This window comes from Allobosea sp. 05T433, assembly GCF_056396065.1.
This window is the reverse complement of sequence record NZ_JBFTKS010000054.1, coordinates 1-16,655: the sequence shown is the minus strand read 5'-3', so window position 1 is coordinate 16,655 and position 16,655 is coordinate 1. Positions and strand designations below refer to the sequence as shown.

The 16,655-nt window shown below is 66.9% G+C and carries 15 protein-coding genes; 10 read left to right on the top strand and 5 right to left on the bottom strand.

Annotation, left to right across the window (positions count from 1 at the left end; all coding sequences use genetic code 11):
• Positions 1 to 537 precede the first annotated feature (537 nt).
• Positions 538 to 1,212, bottom strand: a complete 675-nt coding sequence (locus AC1DGP_RS33765) for a hypothetical protein (protein ID WP_476833171.1) — start codon at positions 1,210 to 1,212, stop codon at positions 538 to 540.
• Between the two features lie 277 nt (positions 1,213 to 1,489).
• Here AC1DGP_RS33765 and AC1DGP_RS33760 point away from each other — a divergent pair, with 277 nt between their 5' ends.
• From AC1DGP_RS33760 to AC1DGP_RS33745, 4 genes are read left to right on the top strand one after another with little or no spacing between them, the layout of a single operon-like run.
• On the top strand, positions 1,490 to 2,107 hold the full coding sequence (locus AC1DGP_RS33760; RefSeq protein WP_441508934.1) for a lysophospholipid acyltransferase family protein: 618 nt from the start codon (positions 1,490 to 1,492) through the stop codon (positions 2,105 to 2,107).
• Positions 2,104 to 3,054: a phosphatidate cytidylyltransferase gene (locus AC1DGP_RS33755; protein WP_476833170.1), complete on the top strand. Its 951-nt coding sequence runs from the start codon at positions 2,104 to 2,106 to the stop codon at positions 3,052 to 3,054. Before AC1DGP_RS33760 ends, AC1DGP_RS33755 begins: the two co-directional genes overlap by 4 nt.
• Positions 3,051 to 3,440, top strand: a complete 390-nt coding sequence (locus AC1DGP_RS33750) for a hypothetical protein (protein ID WP_441492815.1) — start codon at positions 3,051 to 3,053, stop codon at positions 3,438 to 3,440. Before AC1DGP_RS33755 ends, AC1DGP_RS33750 begins: the two co-directional genes overlap by 4 nt.
• 3 nt (positions 3,441 to 3,443) lie before the next feature.
• Complete coding sequence (locus AC1DGP_RS33745; protein ID WP_441492814.1) at positions 3,444 to 4,085, top strand: CDP-alcohol phosphatidyltransferase family protein; 642 nt, start codon at positions 3,444 to 3,446, stop codon at positions 4,083 to 4,085.
• 131 nt (positions 4,086 to 4,216) lie between these two features.
• Here the strand turns inward: AC1DGP_RS33745 and AC1DGP_RS33740 are convergent, their stop codons facing one another.
• Both AC1DGP_RS33740 and AC1DGP_RS33735 read right to left on the bottom strand, forming a co-directional pair.
• A complete protein-coding gene (locus AC1DGP_RS33740) occupies positions 4,217 to 5,422 on the bottom strand; it encodes an ABC transporter substrate-binding protein (protein WP_441508933.1) in 1,206 nt (401 codons plus the stop codon).
• A 52-nt stretch (positions 5,423 to 5,474) separates the two neighbouring features.
• A complete protein-coding gene (locus tag AC1DGP_RS33735) occupies positions 5,475 to 6,419 on the bottom strand; it encodes an alpha/beta fold hydrolase (protein ID WP_441508932.1) in 945 nt (314 codons plus the stop codon).
• Positions 6,420 to 6,514: 95 nt separating this feature from the next.
• Between AC1DGP_RS33735 and AC1DGP_RS33730 the strand changes: the two genes are divergently transcribed.
• From AC1DGP_RS33730 to AC1DGP_RS33710, 5 genes are all read left to right on the top strand, one after another.
• Complete coding sequence (locus tag AC1DGP_RS33730; RefSeq protein WP_441492811.1) at positions 6,515 to 7,051, top strand: MarR family winged helix-turn-helix transcriptional regulator; 537 nt, start codon at positions 6,515 to 6,517, stop codon at positions 7,049 to 7,051.
• 140 nt (positions 7,052 to 7,191) lie between these two features.
• A complete protein-coding gene (maiA, locus tag AC1DGP_RS33725; protein ID WP_441508931.1) occupies positions 7,192 to 7,827 on the top strand; it encodes a maleylacetoacetate isomerase in 636 nt (211 codons plus the stop codon).
• A 155-nt stretch (positions 7,828 to 7,982) separates the two neighbouring features.
• Positions 7,983 to 8,234, top strand: coding sequence for a hypothetical protein (locus tag AC1DGP_RS33720; protein ID WP_441508930.1), 252 nt, complete (start codon positions 7,983 to 7,985; stop codon positions 8,232 to 8,234).
• Between the two features lie 159 nt (positions 8,235 to 8,393).
• Positions 8,394 to 9,110 carry a response regulator gene (locus AC1DGP_RS33715; protein WP_473965334.1) on the top strand — a complete coding sequence of 239 codons (717 nt, stop codon included), beginning with the start codon at positions 8,394 to 8,396 and terminating at the stop codon, positions 9,108 to 9,110.
• A complete protein-coding gene (locus AC1DGP_RS33710; RefSeq protein WP_441508928.1) occupies positions 9,107 to 10,450 on the top strand; it encodes an ATP-binding protein in 1,344 nt (447 codons plus the stop codon). The genes AC1DGP_RS33715 and AC1DGP_RS33710 overlap by 4 nt, the downstream gene beginning before the upstream one ends.
• 113 nt (positions 10,451 to 10,563) lie before the next feature.
• Here AC1DGP_RS33710 and AC1DGP_RS33705 read toward each other — a convergent pair whose 3' ends face one another.
• Entirely contained in the window at positions 10,564 to 10,896 is a 333-nt protein-coding gene (locus tag AC1DGP_RS33705) for a YciI family protein (RefSeq protein ID WP_441508927.1), read from the bottom strand.
• Between the two features lie 121 nt (positions 10,897 to 11,017).
• Positions 11,018 to 11,197: a hypothetical protein gene (locus AC1DGP_RS33700; RefSeq protein ID WP_441492805.1), complete on the bottom strand. Its 180-nt coding sequence runs from the start codon at positions 11,195 to 11,197 to the stop codon at positions 11,018 to 11,020.
• Between the two features lie 584 nt (positions 11,198 to 11,781).
• Between AC1DGP_RS33700 and AC1DGP_RS33695 the strand changes: the two genes are divergently transcribed.
• On the top strand, positions 11,782 to 16,386 hold the full coding sequence (locus tag AC1DGP_RS33695) for an autotransporter-associated beta strand repeat-containing protein (protein WP_476833169.1): 4,605 nt from the start codon (positions 11,782 to 11,784) through the stop codon (positions 16,384 to 16,386).
• Positions 16,387 to 16,655: the final 269 nt, after the last annotated feature.

Genomic DNA, 16,655 nt, shown 5'->3' with positions numbered 1-16,655 from the left:
GAGTGATCGCCATCCTTGGCGCTGGGCCGCTCATTCTGGCGATGCGGACCTGAACGGGTCGCCGCGACTCTTGTCCAACTTCACCCGCAGACGACGCGGCGCACACCTCAGGCATCCCAATAGCGCGTTTGCACACGGCCTCCACCCATCTCGGTCGTTGCGCTCGCATCGCAGCGGCCCGTCAACCTCGCGCCAGCTACGGACGCCGGATGATCATCCGGAAGCGGAGGCTCGCCGCTCCATGCTGAGCCCGCACGGTTCGGGCCATCTCCGATTCATTGGGAACGCGCGGCCTGAGCCGACACCAGCCACTGCGCAAACGCCAGGTCGACGAAGGAGGCTGGCAGAGCCGCGATGCCATTTCGACGTCCCACCTTGCCTTCGTTCTCATGGCGTGGCCGTGGCTCGGGCCTGGCTTGCGCCGCCGAGGAGCGGCCGCTCGGCTGGTCAGCCTGTCGCCATCAGCCCGCGCGAGGCCGGCCGCAACGTCGGAGCGATCCGATCGCCTCGCCAGGCTGGCGGCCCTCCGAGCGCCACTCAACCTGCCAGCATGCAATCCGCCAGGCTGTAGCAGTGGCTCGCCTGGTAGGCGTTCCGACCTCGGTTCATGTGCGTCACATTGAAGGTTCGAATGGCAGCCAGGACGCGGCKCGCCGCAAGGAAACTGCGGATCGAGGCGGAGCCCCGCACATTGATGCCGAACATGTCCGCGCCACGCGGGACGAAATAGCTGACATCGTCTGGCGTCGTGACGCAGTGTTCGAGGAAAAATTCGTCCACATGGCCCTGTGCGGGAGATTGGTCCGTGGCGAAATCCGAAAGATGCACCAAAAATCTCGCACGGATGCCCTCGCCGTCCGCATAGAGCGTGAAAAGCTCCATCCAGCTCGCGTTGACGCGGACCAGCGGCTTGTCGGATGTCGACGGCAGACAAGACACCGACCAGTAGCGACGCTCGGTCTTGCGCGGGATGGGGATGCAGTTCTGGCCGTAGAGCCTGAGAATCTCCAGAACGTCCTGTGCCTGCGGGCGACGAAGCAGCTTTTGAAATCGCGTGACGTACTTGAACCGCAGTTCGAGGGAATCCGAGCGCTCGTCGGCGTCGCGCAAGTCGGCCGTGCCCTCGATCCAATTGCGCTGCTCCTCGAGATCCAGAAACTGGCGCAGACCCGTGGTGCCGCGGCGAGGAGTCTTGCTCACGTCAGGTGCCATGCGGGATCCATCTGTGCCGGCATTGCAGGGGATTTTGCCAGATCATGGATCAGGCTCCGGACAATCCATGACGGTAGCCGACGTCGGCACGAATCCCGAAGCAATCGCGCGGCTTCCTGATTGCGCCCAACCCTGTGGTGAGATGTCCCTTCGCGGGCCTTGGCGAGCGCGCGGCAGCTCCGCCCGATCGAAGCCGGCCGTCGACAGGGGCGCGATTGAGCGCTACGTCAGCACGAAGACGTGGTTGGGAATTGAGATGCGCGGAGCTGGGATAAGCTTGGCAGGCACGCTCATTCTGCTGTTTGCCCGCTTCCTGACCGCGGTCCGCGGACAATGGCACGGCGTGGCGCCGACCGACGAGCAGCGGATCTACTTCGCCAACCACGCGAGCCATGGCGATTTCGTCCTGATCTGGACGGTGCTGCCGCGCCGCCTGCGCCTGGCGAGCCGGCCGGTCGCCGGGAGCGACTACTGGCTGAAAAGCCGCCTTCGGCGCTTCATCGGCTGCGATGTCTTCAACGCCGTCCTGATCGACCGCGAGCGTCCGAGCCGGACGAACGACCCGATCAGCCAGATGACGGATGCGCTCGATGCCGGCTCCTCCCTGATCGTCTTCCCGGAAGGCACGCGCAACAGCACCCCTGCCCCGCTCCTGCCCTTCAAGAGCGGGCTCTTCCACCTGGCGCGCGCCCGGCCGGAGATCGTCCTCGTGCCGGTATGGATCGACAATCTCAACCGCGTCATGCCGAAGGGCGAGTTCGTGCCGATACCCCTGATCTGCACGGTCACCTTCGGGGCCGCGCTCCAGATCGCCCAGGGCGAGACCAAAAGGGATTTTTTGGCGCGGGCGGAAGCGGCCCTGCTCGCCCTCTCTCCGAAGGCCGGCGCGCCATGACGATGCCGCATCCCGATCTGGTGGCCGTGCTCGCCGGCCTGCTCTGCGTGCTCGTCGTCGCCTCGGCGATCGGCTACGTGCTGGAGCGCAGGCTGTCGCCCGATGGCTCGCATGCCGTGATCGAGAACCTGAACCACCGGATCCGTGCCTGGTGGGTCATGATCGTGCTGATGGGGCTGGCGCTGATCGGCGGCAAGGCCGGCGTGACCTTGCTCTTCGCCTTCTGTTCTTTCGCGGCCTTCCGTGAATTCATCACGCTGACCACCACGCACCGCGCCGACCACTGGGCGCTGGCCGTTGCCTTCTTCGTCGTGCTGCCGCTGCAATATTATCTCATCTGGATCGACTGGTACGGCCTCTTCTCGATCCTGATCCCGGTCTACGCCTTCCTGCTGATGCCGATTATCGCCGCGCTGCGCGGTGATACCGACGATTTTCTCGTGCGCATCGCCGAAGTGCAGTKGGCGCTGATGATCTGCGTCTTCTGCACGTCGCATGTGCCGGCGCTGCTGAGCCTCGACATTCCCGGCTTCGAGGAGCGCAACGTGCTCCTGATCGCCTATCTCGTCATCGTCGTGCAGATGAGCGATGTCCTGCAATATGTCTGGGGCAAACTTCTCGGCCGCACCAGGATCGCGCCGAACCTGTCGCCTTCGAAGACGGTCGAGGGTTTTGTTGGCGGCGGGCTCAGCGCGGTGGCCGTGGGCGCGGCCCTGTCCTGGATGACACCGTTCACGCTGCTCCAGGCGGCGTTCCTGTCGCTCGTCATCGTCCTGATGGGCTTCTTCGGCGGGCTCGTCATGTCGGCGATCAAGCGCKATCGCGGCGTCAAGGATTGGGGCCACCTGATCGCCGGCCATGGCGGGTTCATCGACCGGCTCGATTCCGTGGTGTTCTCGGCTCCGATCTTCTTTCATCTGGTCCGCTGGGGGTGGTCGACCACATGACCCTCCCCGTCACCAGCCTGATGCGAAGCAGCCTCGTGCATATCGCCTTCGCCTTCGTCGCGATGGGGAGCTGGGCGGCTTTCGCCAACCGCGCCCATCCGATGCCGGCGCCGCTCCAGGCCGGGTTGATCCAGGGCGCGCTGTCGGCGCTCATCACGCTGCTCCTGAAACGCGGCATCGAGGAACTGGCCAGGCGCTTCTCCGGCCTCGCGGCCCTCCTGGCGCCGCCCCTGATCGCCGGGCTTGTCTCCGCGAGCCTGCTCACCGTGATCCATACGCTTGGTGGCACGCCGGAAATCGCCAGGACGATCGCGGTGCCGTGGACCGTCGCGACCAGCTATGCGGCGCTCTACAATGTCTCGCTCTGGCGCAGCAGGAAGGCCTGAACCGTGGCGCAGGACGATAATCGCCGCCCGCTCGCGAGCCGGGATTCGGGCTGGGCCCGCTCGATCGCGCGCAGGCTGAGCGCGGCTGCGATCACGCCGAACCAGATCTCGATGGCGAGCATGGCGATGGCGGCCTTTGCCGGCGCCGGCTTCTGGCGTGCGGGCCTGGCGGATACCGGGTTGCGCGCAGCCCTGCTCCTGGCGGCTGCCCTGTTCTGCCAGCTCAGGCTGCTCTGCAACCTCTTCGACGGCATGGTGGCGATCGAAGGCGGCAAGCAGGCCCCCGACGGACCGTTCTGGAACGAGTTCCCGGATCGCGTCGCCGATATCCTCATTCTCGTCGGCGCCGGCTACGGGGCCGGCGTACCGGCCCTGGGCTGGGCGGCGGCCGCCCTCGCGGTGCTGACCGCCTACACGCGCGAGCTCGGTCGCGCGTGTAGGCTGCCGGCCGATTTCTCGGGCCCGATGGCCAAGCAGCACCGCATGGCGGTGATCACCGCGGCGGCCGTGCTGTCCCTGCTCGAGCCGCTTTGGCGCGGCCATAACGAGGTCCTGGTCTTCGCTCTCTGGCTCATCGCGGCTGGCGCTGCCGTGACCACGCTGCGGCGGGCTGCAAATGTGGTCCGGGCCTTGCGCGCGCGCTGAGCGCGCTCAGGATCTCGCTCGACGCCCTCCCCGACATTCCCCGACGACCGAAGCGGGACGATACCGGCTGGTAAGGCCCGTGCATCGTCTCCATTACAATGGAGGTACCTTCAGTCGCCGGGCCGCCGCAGCTATTTCGGAAGCAGCGGGCACTTGCTCTGGGAGAGCGGCCAGACGGTTTCTTCCGGCGCAATCGTTCGCACGATCTCGAAATAATCCCACGGCCCCTTGGAATCCGCCGGCTTCTTGACACGGGCGAGATACATCTCGCGCAGCACGCGGCCATCTGCGCGGATCGTCGCCCCCTTCGTGAAAGCGTCGTTGATCGGCATCGCCTTCATCGCGGCGGCGACCTTGTCGGGATCGTCGGTGCCGGCCTCGTTGATGGCCTTGAGGTAATGCCGAACGGAGCCGTAGACGCCGGCATGCAGCATCGAGGGCATCATCCCGGTCCGCTCCATGAACTGCTTCGACCAGGCGCGCGAGGCGTCATCGATGTCCCAGTAGGACGCCGTGGTCAGATACGTGCCCTGCGTCGCCTTCAGCCCCAGGCTGTGGACGTCCTGCAGGAAAAAGATCAATGCCGCGAGAGACTGGTCTTGCTCGGCCAGACCGAACTCGCCGGCCTGCTTGATGGCATTGACCGTGTCGTTGCCGGCGTTGGCGATGCCGATCACCTTCGCGCCGGAGGCCTGGGCCCGGAGCAGGAACGAGGAGAAATCGGCATTGTTCAGGGGATGACGAACCGCGCCGAGCACCTTGCCGCCATTGGCCTCGACCACGTCGGTCGCGTCCTTCTGCAGCTGATGACCGAAGGCGTAGTCGGAGGCCAGCATGAACCAGGTGTTGCCCCCGGCCTTGACGACCGCCGACGCAGTGCCGCGCGAGACGGCATAGGTGTCATAGGTCCAGTGGAAACCGTAAGGCGAGCATTGCTCGTTGGTCAGCGCCGTCGTCCCGGCACCCGAATACATCACGATGCGCTTCTTCTCCCGTGCCAGCGATTGCACCGCCAGCGCCACCGCCGAGTTCGGCACGTCGACGATCGCATCGACCTTGTCGATGTCGAACCACTGTCGCGCGACCGTGGTGCCGACATCCGCCTTGTGCTGATGGTCGGCCGTGACGATCTGGATCGGCTTGCCGAGCACGGTTCCGCCGAACTCCTTGACCGCCATCTCGGCCGCGACGACCGAGCCTTTGCCGGTGATATCGGCCGTCACTCCGGCCATGTCGGTCAGGACGCCGATCTTGACGACATCGTCGCTCACCTGCGCCTCGGCGGCGGTCGTGCAGGCGAATGCGGTCAGGGCTCCGGCCAGTAGCAGCGTCTTCATGAGTGTCCTCCCAGGACTGGTCCGCTTGCTGCGGTTCGCTTGAAACAGGGGTTCAGAGTTCCCGGCCGGCCAGCCAGAGAAGCAGCCGGTCCGCGATGGCGTCGCTGTTGTCCTCGATCATCGGCATGTGGCCGTTGCCGGAGATGCCCTCGTCCGGCAGCCACAGGAACTCCGCCCCCAGATAGCGGGCGGTCGCCTCGTCGATCGCGCGCGGATGGCGTGGATCGTGATCACCGGTGACGATCAGGATCGGCGTCCGGGCCAGCGCGGCCGGATCCGCGATCCGCAAGCCGCGCCCGCCGATGTTGAAGCGCTCGTTGAACAGCCGCGCGCTCTCCGGGACAATCGAGAGCCGATACTGCTCGAAGGCCTGACGCGGAAAGCGCGGAGCGTTGGCCCAGAAGCTCCGCATGAACGCCTCGCCGACCACGACCGGCCTGTCCTCGGGCAGCATCACAGGGCAGCCCAGGCTGACATCGTCCCTGAGCTTCGCAATCGCTTCCGGGTCGTCGGGCAGCACGGGGAGGATGTTGGCCGGCGCGCCCGGCGCAACGCCGATCACGGCCGCGACCGCGCCAGGGGCCCGCTCCGCGATCCACCACGCCATCGGCCCGCTGGCGGAGTGGACCAGGAGGACGGCCGGCCCCACCATCTCCACAAGGGCGAGAATGGATTGCGCGATCTCGCGGGTCGACAGGGTCGCCAGATTCCCGCACGCCGGCGAGCGGCCGTGGCCGGGCCAGTCCACCACGAAAACGTCGCGCCCCACTGCCGCGAAGCGGGTCGCCCAGCCCTGGCGCCCGTCCGGCGTCGCGAGATAGCACTGGCCGGTGTGACAGCCGCCATGGACCATGACGACGGGCAAGCGCCTGGGCCCGGCTATCGCGGCGATATGGTCGACATAGATCGGCAGCGATCCGGTTGCAGCGAAGAATGCTCGCCCGAACGACACGCCTGTCGCGGCGGGGCGAGCGCTGGCGGGAACCGGGATATCCATGCGATCCTCCCCCGGGACTGGGCGGCATCGCCAAGTCCTCTCATTGCCCGGAATGCTACGACTGCGATGTCATGACAGCAACAAAAAAGTCTCATATGAGACGAAATTCAGAAGCGACGGACCTGGAAGCGACGGACCTGGACGTGGCCGGGGTGGGTAGCGAGGAGGGCCTGCGCGCGATGCTCGGAGGCACCGAGATACCAACGGCCTACAGGATCGGTTACATCCTGAACTTCTACCGCGAGCCGTCATTCCGGCGGATCGAGGCCGAATTCGGCCTGACGCGCCCCGAGATCGTGATCCTGCTGGCGCTGCATTCCCGCGAAGGCATCACCGCTGCCGAGTTCTGCGAATTCTCGGGTCATCTCAAGGCGGGCGTCAGCCGTGCGGCCATCGCGCTGGAGAAGAAGGGGCTGATCCGACGTCTGACCGATGAAGCCGACAGCCGACGTCAGCGGCTCTTCCTGACCGATCCCGGCCGAGCCCTGTATCAGCGCTACATTCCGGCGTTGAAACTTCGCGAGGCGGCGATGCTGTCCTGCCTGTCCAAACCAGAACGAAGACAACTCGATCAGCTGCTCGACAAGCTCGCCGCCCATGTGCCGGACTGGGGTTCGCTTTCGGAGCTATAGCGTCCCCCGTTACCGCCAGCTTTTGCGGGTCGGACAAGCGGCGCTGGCAGCCTATGTACTGGCCCTCATGTATATAGCCGGCGCCACCTGGTTTCGATCAAGGCCCGGCCGTCATCGTTCCGCGTCGAGGGGGAGGCAGGATGAAACTCTATACCTATTGGCGGTCCACCTCGTCATACCGCATTCGCATTGCGCTCGCGCTCAAGGGGCTCGAAGTCACGCCGCGCTTCGTTCATCTCGTCCGGAACGGCGGAGAGCAACATGGCGCGAGCTATCGCGCGCTCAACCCGCAAGGCCGGTTGCCGGCACTGGAACTCGACGACGGCACCATCCTGACCCAATCGCCCGCCATCATCGAATATCTCGAGGAGACCTGTCCGGCTCCGGCGCTCCTCCCGCGCGACCCGGTCTTGCGTGCGAAGGTCCGGGCCGTCGCAGCGATCATCGGCTGTGACATTCATCCCCTCCACAACGTCGCACCGCTATCCTATCTCAGGCAGAATCTTGGGCAGGCCGAGCCGGAGGTTGCGGCCTGGATCGCCACCTGGATCGGACAGGGGCTCAGCGCAGTCGAGGCGCTTATCGGCGATGAGGGTTATTGCTTCGGCCCCCTGCCCGGCCTGGCGGATGTCTACCTGCTGCCTCAGCTCTACGCCGCGCGGCGTTTCCAGGTGCCGATCGACCATTGCACGCGCATCCTGCGGGTCGAGCGATTGTGCAACGAGCACCCTGCCTTCAGGAGTGCCCACCCGTCGATGCAGGGCGATGCCGAGTAGCTGGCCCGACATATCGACAAGGCGCCAGTTCCATCCTGCGCCAGATGCGGAGGATGCGCCTAGGGATACAAACGGAAACACTCCAGCAACATCCGTTCGGCACTGGGGCCACAAACGCGACCTATCCGGCAGGCTCACGCAACGTCGGAGCGCCTATGCCGGATATCCCTTCACCCTTGCGGCCGGGCTCGTCGCTGAGGCGCGCCCTGGGGGGCCTCGCCGCAGCAGCCATGTGGATCAGCGTGGTGCTCTTGCGCATCTTCGGGGCCGACACCGCCGACACTGCCTCGGCCTGCAGTCGCATGGTCTATCGCGATCCGGTGACGGGGCGGGAGCAAGCGATCGGCGCAGTCCGGATCGCTGCGGACGGCACGATCAGATGTCGCGATCTCGCCTATCGGCCTTAGATCATCGGACCAACCGTGATTGCATCGGCTTTGCCCCGAAAACCGCAATCCACTTTTCCGGCCGATGCTTCGGCCCTGCCGACGCTTTAGCCACGATGACGGCTGCATGGGCCCCGCGCCTCCGATATGCTCGCAGCGGTTGAAACCTGGAAACCTGACGTGAGCGCATCGGCGCATATCCTGATCGTCGAGGACGATCGCGAGATCAGCACGCTGGTCGCGCGCTACCTCGCGCAGAACGGCATGCGGAGCTCGGCCGCGCGCGACGGGCGCGAGATGGACCGGATTCTGCGGGACGGCCGGTTCGACCTGATCGTGCTCGATCTCAATCTGCCGGGCGAGGACGGGTTCTCGATCTGCCGGCGGCTATGCCTGACGACGCAGCTGCCGATCATCATGCTCACGGCCCGCAGCGAGGATATCGACAGGATCATCGGCCTCGAAATGGGGGCCGACGATTATCTCGGCAAACCGTTCAACCCGCGCGAGCTCCTGGCCCGCATCCGGGCGGTGCTGCGGCGACGGGGCGGCGGACAGGCCGATCCGGACGAGCTTCCCGGCTCCTTTTCCTTCGCGGGCTGGACGCTGAATGCCAATAGCCGCGAGCTGACCAATCCCGACAATGTCCGTGTCACTGTCACCGGCGCCGAGTTCGATCTGCTGCGGGTGTTGTGCGAGCGGCCCGGGCGCGTGCTCGCGCGCGATGCCCTGCTCGATCTGACGCAGGGGCGCCCCGCCACCCCGTTCGAACGCAGCATCGATATCCTGATCAGCCGCCTGCGCCAGAAGATCGAGCGCGAGCCGCGCGAGCCCGAACTGATCAAGACGATCCGCTCGGGCGGATATCTCTTCACGCCCGCCGTCGCCCGGCAATGATCCACCCGTTTCGCCTGCCCGCGCGGATCGGCAGCCAGATCGCGCTGCTCGTGATCGGGGTCATCGGCCTGCTCTATCTCGTTCTCTCCGTCACGCTGGTCTGGCAGGCGCCCCGCGGCAGACCGGGCCCGCCCGCCTATGAGAGCGTGGCGACGATCGCCAAGCTGCTGGCCCGGACGCCGCCTGAGCTGCGCCAGATGGTCGTCGAGACCGCGAACACGGCCGACCGGCGCTACCGGTTCACGCTATCGGCCAAGGACCCCGCCCCCTTGCCAGCGCAGCCGCATCCCTTCGCCGCGGAGGGCATGGCGCAGCGCCTGGGCGAGGGTTTTGCGGTGCAGCCGAACCCGGTGCCTGACGGGGACAGGCCGCCGCAAGGCTATGCGATCCGGCTTCCCGACGGCACGGGCCTCGATGTCGAGATCGCGCCCGGTGGAATGGGGACACCGCCACCGCGCCCCATCTCCATTCTGGTGGTCGCCACGATCATCGTGCTCGGGCTCAATATCGGCGCGCTGACGCTCTGGGCCTCGCGGGGCATCACGGCGCCGCTCGCGCGCTTCGCCTCGGCTGCCGAGGAGTTTTCGATCGACCGCGATCCCTCGCCGCTGCCTGAGGAAGGGCCCCTCGAAGTCCGCACCGCCGCGCGCGCCCTCAACCGCTTGAGGGACCGTATCCATGCGCTGTTTGCCGACCGCACGCGCATGCTGGCGGCGATAAGCCACGACCTCAGGACGCCGATCACGCGCATGCGCCTGCGCGTCGAGTTCATCGAGGACCACGTCCTGCGCGCTCAGTTCACCCGCGATCTGGAGCATATGGGCACCATGGTGCAGGGCGCGCTGTCCTATCTGCGCGATGTCGACCGGCGCCAGAAGCGCGGTGCTGTCGACCTTTCGAGCCTGCTCCAGACCGTCGCGGACGAGTTCAGCGATATCGGCAAATCGACGCGCTATGAGGGGCCGCGACGGCTCGTCGCGACAGGCGATGCCCAGCAGCTGGAGCGCGCCGTGACCAATCTCGTCGAGAACGCGGTGCGCCATGGCACGCAGGTGATCATCCGCCTTCGCGACGAACCCGATGCCCTCCTGATCGAGGTGGCCGACGATGGCCCCGGTATTCCGGAAGCCGATCGATTGCGCCTGCTCGAACCCTTCATGCGCGGCGACGAAGCCCGCGGGCGGATCGATTCAGAAGGGTTTGGCCTCGGCCTCGCCATCACCCGGTCGATCGCGGCCGCCCATGATGGCGAGCTCAGCCTGCACGACAACCAGCCGCGCGGCCTCTTGGCCCGGATCAGCCTGCCGCGCCAGGCCACTGCGGCTCCTGAGAGCGCCTGAGCGCTTACACCTTTGCCCGGCCGTGCCGCGACTATCCCCTGGAACCGAACGGGACAGTCATGGCTGCATGTCCCCGGCAGCGCCATCGCTTGAGCACAGCGCGACGTGCCGTTTCATGAGCGCTGCTCGAGCGGCCACACCTCGACGACACCATGGGCCACGGCGCAGGGCGTTCGTGAAACCATAGCGATGGCCTCGGCCAGATCGGCGGCTTCGATGATGGCAAAGCCCGCCACCGGCAATGACGACGTCATGAATGGGCCATCGGCCGTTTCAACCTGGGCAGCGTCGGGATTGCGCACCTGCACGGGAACGCCCGCGATACCCATCAACACTCCGTCTTTCTGCAACGCCGCATCATGGGCGTGGGCTGCATCTCGAACGGCCACCGGGGTACGGTCGTAGCCCTCACGGTCTCCATACCCGATCGTCACGAATGTCGGCACGGGTCGCCTCCTCCAAAGGGCCAAAGCATCGGCCGCAAGAGCGGATTGCGGATCGGGGCAAAGCCGATGCAATCACAAAGGGTTGGATCACCGGACGCGATAGGTTGTCCGGTCCGATGGTCTAGCGGAGCTTGGCGATCCCGATGCCATCCTGTTTCGCGCGGTCCTTGATGGATTCCTCGCTGCGGGTCATCGCCTTCGAAATCGCCTTCAGGGCCATGCCCTTCCTGGCGAGCAGCTTCAGCTTCTCCAGTTCCTCATGGGTCCAGGGTTGGCGATGCCGTTCAAATCTCTCGGCCACGATCTGCTCCTGCTTCGCCGGGACATCTCCCGCATTCGCGTCCACTATAGCAGTGATGGCGACGAATTTGGCCCCACGTGTCGATGGAGGCAGAGCCCATCCGGCCGCTCGCCGCCAGAGCTTGGGTCTCCGCCCGAAAGCAGACCTCTGTTCCGCCGCCGCGTCACGAGCACGCCGGTACACTGTATGGCTGCGCGGACAGCTAGACGCATTGGGTTCTGCAATGGCTGCTCTTCTGGGAGGCGTGATAGCTGAGGGTTCGTCCGTCCTCGTTGCTGAATCGCCGCGGGGCGCGACAATGCCGCAAGGCCGCAATGTCAGAAAGCAGGTGCACCAAGATCTTAAATCGCTAGTCTGCACAGACTGCGTCGCGGGCTAACGGCGACGGCCTATGCCTACCGTGAGAGCCTATGATCTCCTGCCTACGCCGCGCCCTGCGCGAGACGACATCCTTCACCGCCCCATCCGTGCTCGCAACCGGCGTCATCGCTGCGGGGCTGTGGCATAAAATGATGCCTTCGAGGAGCCGTGACGTCGCCGCCAATACGCTATCGCGTTGGCGGGGTGCGCTGGTGGACACAACGATGGTGAGCGGTCTGGCGCTCGCCGTCGCTGCCACGCCTGTGATGGCCCCCGGCACGGCGCATGCGGCGGACTGGCTGGGCAGCAGCGGAAACTTCAACCTCGGTTCGAACTGGGCTGGCGGTACCGTGCCTACGGATACGGCGACCTTCACGAACAGCCCGACGGCAGAGCGAAATGTCACCGCGTCCGGCGGTTCGCTCACGCTGCTCGAGTACAACAACAACGCGCTCGCCTACACGCTGTCGACAGCCCCCGGCTCGGCTCTGTATGTCACCAACGTCACCAATAATTCGACCTTCGAGCAGACGCTGTTTGCAGGAGCGGCGGGCGGGTTCATCATCTCGGGCACGGTTACCGGCCCGATGGCGCTCATTGCGGATTCAGACGGCGCGATGCAGTTCGGCGCCGGGAGCTCGGCGGCGGGCTCGCGATTTATTGGCCAGGGCGGATTTCTGAATTTGGCCATGGGCGCCGGTGATACGCTGTCGATCGGTTCGATCGAAGGCACCGGGATCATACGACCCGGGGGGGCGGCACCAACTCTGTCGGTTGGCGGCCTGAATTCGGACACCGCCTATGCCGGCGTGATCCAGGGTCCGGTCAGCCTCACCAAGGTAGGTACCGGCGGCCTGACCCTGTCCGGTGCGAACATCTATACGGGTTTGACGACGGTTTCGGCGGGCACGCTCACGGTCTCCAACGCCAGTGGCCTCGGCGCGGTTTCCGGCGGAACGACGGTCGCCTCGGGTGCGACGCTCGCCTTGACGGGCGGTATCACCGTCGGCGCCGAGGCTCTGACGCTTTCGGGGACTGGCGTGTCGGGGGGCGGCGCTCTCACCAGCTTGAATTCTGGCGCGAACGCCTTCCAGGGCGCGATCTCCCTTGCGGCATCCAGCAGCATCAATGTCCAGAACCTGAGCTCGCTGAATCTTTCGGGCGGCATCACTGGATCCAACACGGATCTGACGCTTGGCGGCTCCAGCAACAATGGCGGCACCATCCGTGGCGTGATCGCCATCGGCTCCGGCTCGATCACGAAGTCCGGCTCCCAATGGACCCTGGCAGGCGCCAACACCTATTCCGGCCTCACTACCGTGAATTCGGGCAGCCTGTTCGTGACAAACAGTCTCGGTCTCGGCTCGACGGCGAACGGAACGGTGGTGGCATCGGGCGCGTCCCTTATACTCGGCGGCAGCGTCAACATCGTCGGGGAGGCGCTCACGCTCTCGGGCAGCGGCACAGGTGGTTTCGGCGCCCTGCAAGCGGGCGGTGGTACGAACACCTATGGCGGAGACATCACTCTCGCCGCCGACAGCCAGATCAACGCCGGCCTTTTGGCCTTTCCAAGTACGTTGACCGTCTCCGGCGGCATTACCGGCTCGGGCCAAAACCTGACCCTCGCCGGCCCGGGGACAGGGACCGCATCCGGGGTGATCGCTACGGGGACAGGCGGGCTGACGAAGATAGATGCAGGCACCTGGACGCTCACCGGCGCCAACACCTATACCGGCGCAACCACGATCAACGGGGGCACGCTGATCGTGAACGGCTCGCTGGCTTCGTCCAGCGTGAGCGTCGGCAGCGGCACGACGCTTGGCGGTTCGGGTTCGATCGCGGGAGCGGTGACGGTCGCCTCCGGCGGAACGCTGTCGGCCGGCAACAGCCCGGGCACGCTCACGGTAGGATCGCTGGCGCTGAATGCCGGCTCGAACACCGTGTTCGAACTCGGCACCCCTGGAGTCGCGGGCGGCGCGACCAACGACCACATCATCATCAACGGCAGCGGGGCGGCCGGCAACCTGACGCTCGGCGGCACGCTCACGGCCAATGTCGCTTCGGCCGGCTATTATCGCCTGTTCGACGTCACCGGCGGCGGCACGATCAGCGGCAGCTTCTCGTCGCTTGCCCTGACCGCGCCCAGCGTCGCGGGCGCGACCGGGACGGTCTACAGCATGCCTGCCGGCCTGCCGCCGCAAGTCAATCTTGCCGTGCTCGGGGCCGGCCAGATCCTGCAGTTCTGGGACGGCGCCGACCAGACCGGCAACGGTGCCGTCGATGGCGGCACGGGCACCTGGAACGGCGGCAACACCAACTGGGCGGTGGCGCCGGGCGAGGTGGGCTTCAATGCCCCGTGGCTGAGCTCGGTCGGCGTGTTCCAGGGCATAGCCGGCACGGTGACGGTGTCCGGCACGCAAAACTTCGACACGCTGCAGTTCACCAGCGACGGCTATCTGCTGACCGGAGGTTCTCTCGGCCTCGGCGTCGCCGGTGGCGGCACGATCAACACGGCAGCCGGCGCCACCGCTTCGATCGGCTCGGCCATCATCGATGGCGTCGGGACCAGCCTGACCAAGGTCGGTGCCGGCACGCTGGCGCTGTCCGGCGCCAACAGCTATTCCGGCGGCACGCTGCTCAACGCCGGCACCCTCGCCGTCGGATCGGCGAGCGCGCTCGGCACAGGCACGCTGCAGATGGCGAGCGGGACGACGCTTCGTGCCAACGCCCCTGCTCTCACGCTGGCCAACGCCGTGGCGTTGTCGAGCGGCACCGCCTTCGTCGATACCGGTTCGTTGGATTTTGGCCTGGCCGGCGTCATCAGCGGCGGGGGCACGCTCTCCAAGACGGGCGCCGGGGTCCTGACGCTGTCGGGGACCAACACCTACTCCGGCGCCACCTGGATCCAGCAAGGCACGCTACGGATGGGCGGGGTGGGCGTCCTGCCGAACCAGACGGCGGTGCAGATTTCGGCCGGGGCGGTCTTCGATCTCAACGGCATCGCCCAGACGGTCGGCTCGCTGTCCGGCACGGGCGACGTGCTCCTGGGTGGCACGACGCTGACCGCCGGAGGCAACAACAGCAGCACGACCTTCTCCGGCACGATCTCGGGCGCGGGCTCGCTGCTCAAGACCGGTACCGGCACGCTGACGCTGAACGGAACCAACACCTACACGAGCGTGACCCAGGTGTTCGGTGGCAGCCTCGTCGTCGACGGCTCGGTCGCGACGCCGGTGATCGTGCATGCGGGTGCGACGCTCGCTGGCTCCGGCTCGGTCGGCGCGACCACGATCGGCGGCACGCTTTCGCCGGGCAATTCGCCGGGGACGCTGACCGTCAACGGCAGCCTCGTGATGGGCGTCGCCTCGACCTATATCGCCGAGGTGCAAGGCACTGTCGCGGACCGGGTCAACGTCACCGGCACGGCCTCGCTGGCGGGTACGCTGCGGATCGTGCCGCTCGGCGGCGCCTACAGCTTCTCCGCACCCTACACGCTGCTCTCGGCAGCGGGCGGGCTCGGCGGCACGCGCTTCGGCCCGGTCGACACGACCGGCTCCTTCGGCGACGGTGTCACCCCTGCGGTGAGCTACACCGGCAACGACGTGCTGCTGACGCTGACGCCGAAGCCGCTGGCGCCAATCGTGACGCCGACGCTCGGCGTCACAGCGCCGCGCAACGCCGCCTCGGTCGCTTCGGCCATCGACAGTGCCGTGGCCAATGGCGTCGACCCGTCCGCGCTGTTCGGGATCTACAACCTGCCGGCGGCGGCGATCCCGGCGGCTGTGAACTCGCTCTCGGGCGAGGTCCATACGGCGGCGCCCGCGATGGCGCATGTCGCTTCAGACCAATTCCTGCGCACCATGCTGGACGGCTCGGGCAGCGGCCGGCTCTCAGGAGCGCCCGGCGGCCCTGCCGGCGTGGCCGGCTTCACAGCCGACCTGCCATCGAGGCAGGATGGGCCGGGACGCCCGACCTTCGATCCGGCGCGCTTCACGCTCTGGGGCGCGACTTTCGGCTCGACCGGACGAACCGACGGCGACCGGGTCGTGGGTTCGATCAACCGCAACCTCTCCGATGCACATGTCGCGGTCGGCGCCGACATCCGGCTGGGCTCCAGCACGGTCATGGGCGCCGCAGTCGCGGGTGGCCAGTCGCGTGCCTCGCTCTCGGGCGGGCTCGGCAAGGCGCAGGCCGATGTCTTCCAGGCGGGTCTCTACGGCCGCACCACGCTTGGCTCCGTCAACCTCGCCGGCGCGCTCGGCTATGCCCGGCTCGACACCGCCACCAGCCGCGCCATCCCGGCGCTGGGCCGCACCGGCGTGGCCGCCTCCTATGCGACGCAGGCCTGGTCCGGCCGGATCGAGGCGAGCCTGCCGGTGGCCGGCTGGGGTGGCCTGACGCTCTCGCCGCTCGCCGCCTTCCAGGCGGTGCGGGCGAACAGCCCGGCTGCGGTCGAGCGCGACGGGATGGGCGCGACCGCCGGCATGCTGACGCTGCCGCGGCGCACCGACATCACCAGCCGCAGCGAGCTCGGCCTGCAGCTCGACGCCAACCTGATCGCGGGCGCATCTCCCGTCACCGGCTTCGTCCGCGCCGCCTGGGCGCATTACTACCAACGCGACGCCGACCTCACCGCCGCGCTCAACGGCCTGCCCGGCGCGAGCTTCGCGGTGAGCGGTGCCAGGCCCGGCCGCAATGCGGCGCTGCTCGCGGCGGGAGCCGATATCAAGCTCAGCCAAACCGTCAGCCTCGGCATGCGCGTCGACTCGGAGCTGTCCGGGAACACGCAACGTGTCGGCGGCACTGCGCAGCTCAGGGTGAATTTCTAAGAAACCCGCGACGGCGCCAGCGCCGATCGAGCGGCCGAGACGCGGCCGCTCGATGGTGTCCAGATGATCGCTTCGACGCCACGCAATGTCAGCTATCGGCACGTCGCCGAACGGCCGCTCCCCACCGAGGCCGTGTGCAAACGCGCTATTGGGATGCCTGAGGTGTGCGCCGCGTCGTCTGCGGGTGAAGTTGGACGAGAGTCGCGGCGACCCTTTCAGGTCCGCATCGCCAGAAGGAGCGGCCCAGCGCCAAGGATGGCGATCACTCT

Bases quoted from the DNA above. Each gene is read 5' to 3' on its own strand.
- AC1DGP_RS33750 (WP_441492815.1), top strand. From the start codon at position 3,051: ATGACCCTCCCCGTCACCAGCCTGATGCGAAGCAGCCTCGTGCATATC.
- AC1DGP_RS33740 (WP_441508933.1), bottom strand. From the start codon at position 5,422: ATGAAGACGCTGCTACTGGCCGGAGCCCTGACCGCATTCGCCTGCACG.
- AC1DGP_RS33735 (WP_441508932.1), bottom strand. From the start codon at position 6,419: ATGGATATCCCGGTTCCCGCCAGCGCTCGCCCCGCCGCGACAGGCGTG.
- AC1DGP_RS33730 (WP_441492811.1), top strand. From the start codon at position 6,515: ATGAGACGAAATTCAGAAGCGACGGACCTGGAAGCGACGGACCTGGAC.
- maiA (WP_441508931.1), top strand. From the start codon at position 7,192: ATGAAACTCTATACCTATTGGCGGTCCACCTCGTCATACCGCATTCGC.
- AC1DGP_RS33720 (WP_441508930.1), top strand. From the start codon at position 7,983: ATGCCGGATATCCCTTCACCCTTGCGGCCGGGCTCGTCGCTGAGGCGC.
- AC1DGP_RS33710 (WP_441508928.1), top strand. From the start codon at position 9,107: ATGATCCACCCGTTTCGCCTGCCCGCGCGGATCGGCAGCCAGATCGCG.
- AC1DGP_RS33695 (WP_476833169.1), top strand. From the start codon at position 11,782: ATGGTGAGCGGTCTGGCGCTCGCCGTCGCTGCCACGCCTGTGATGGCC.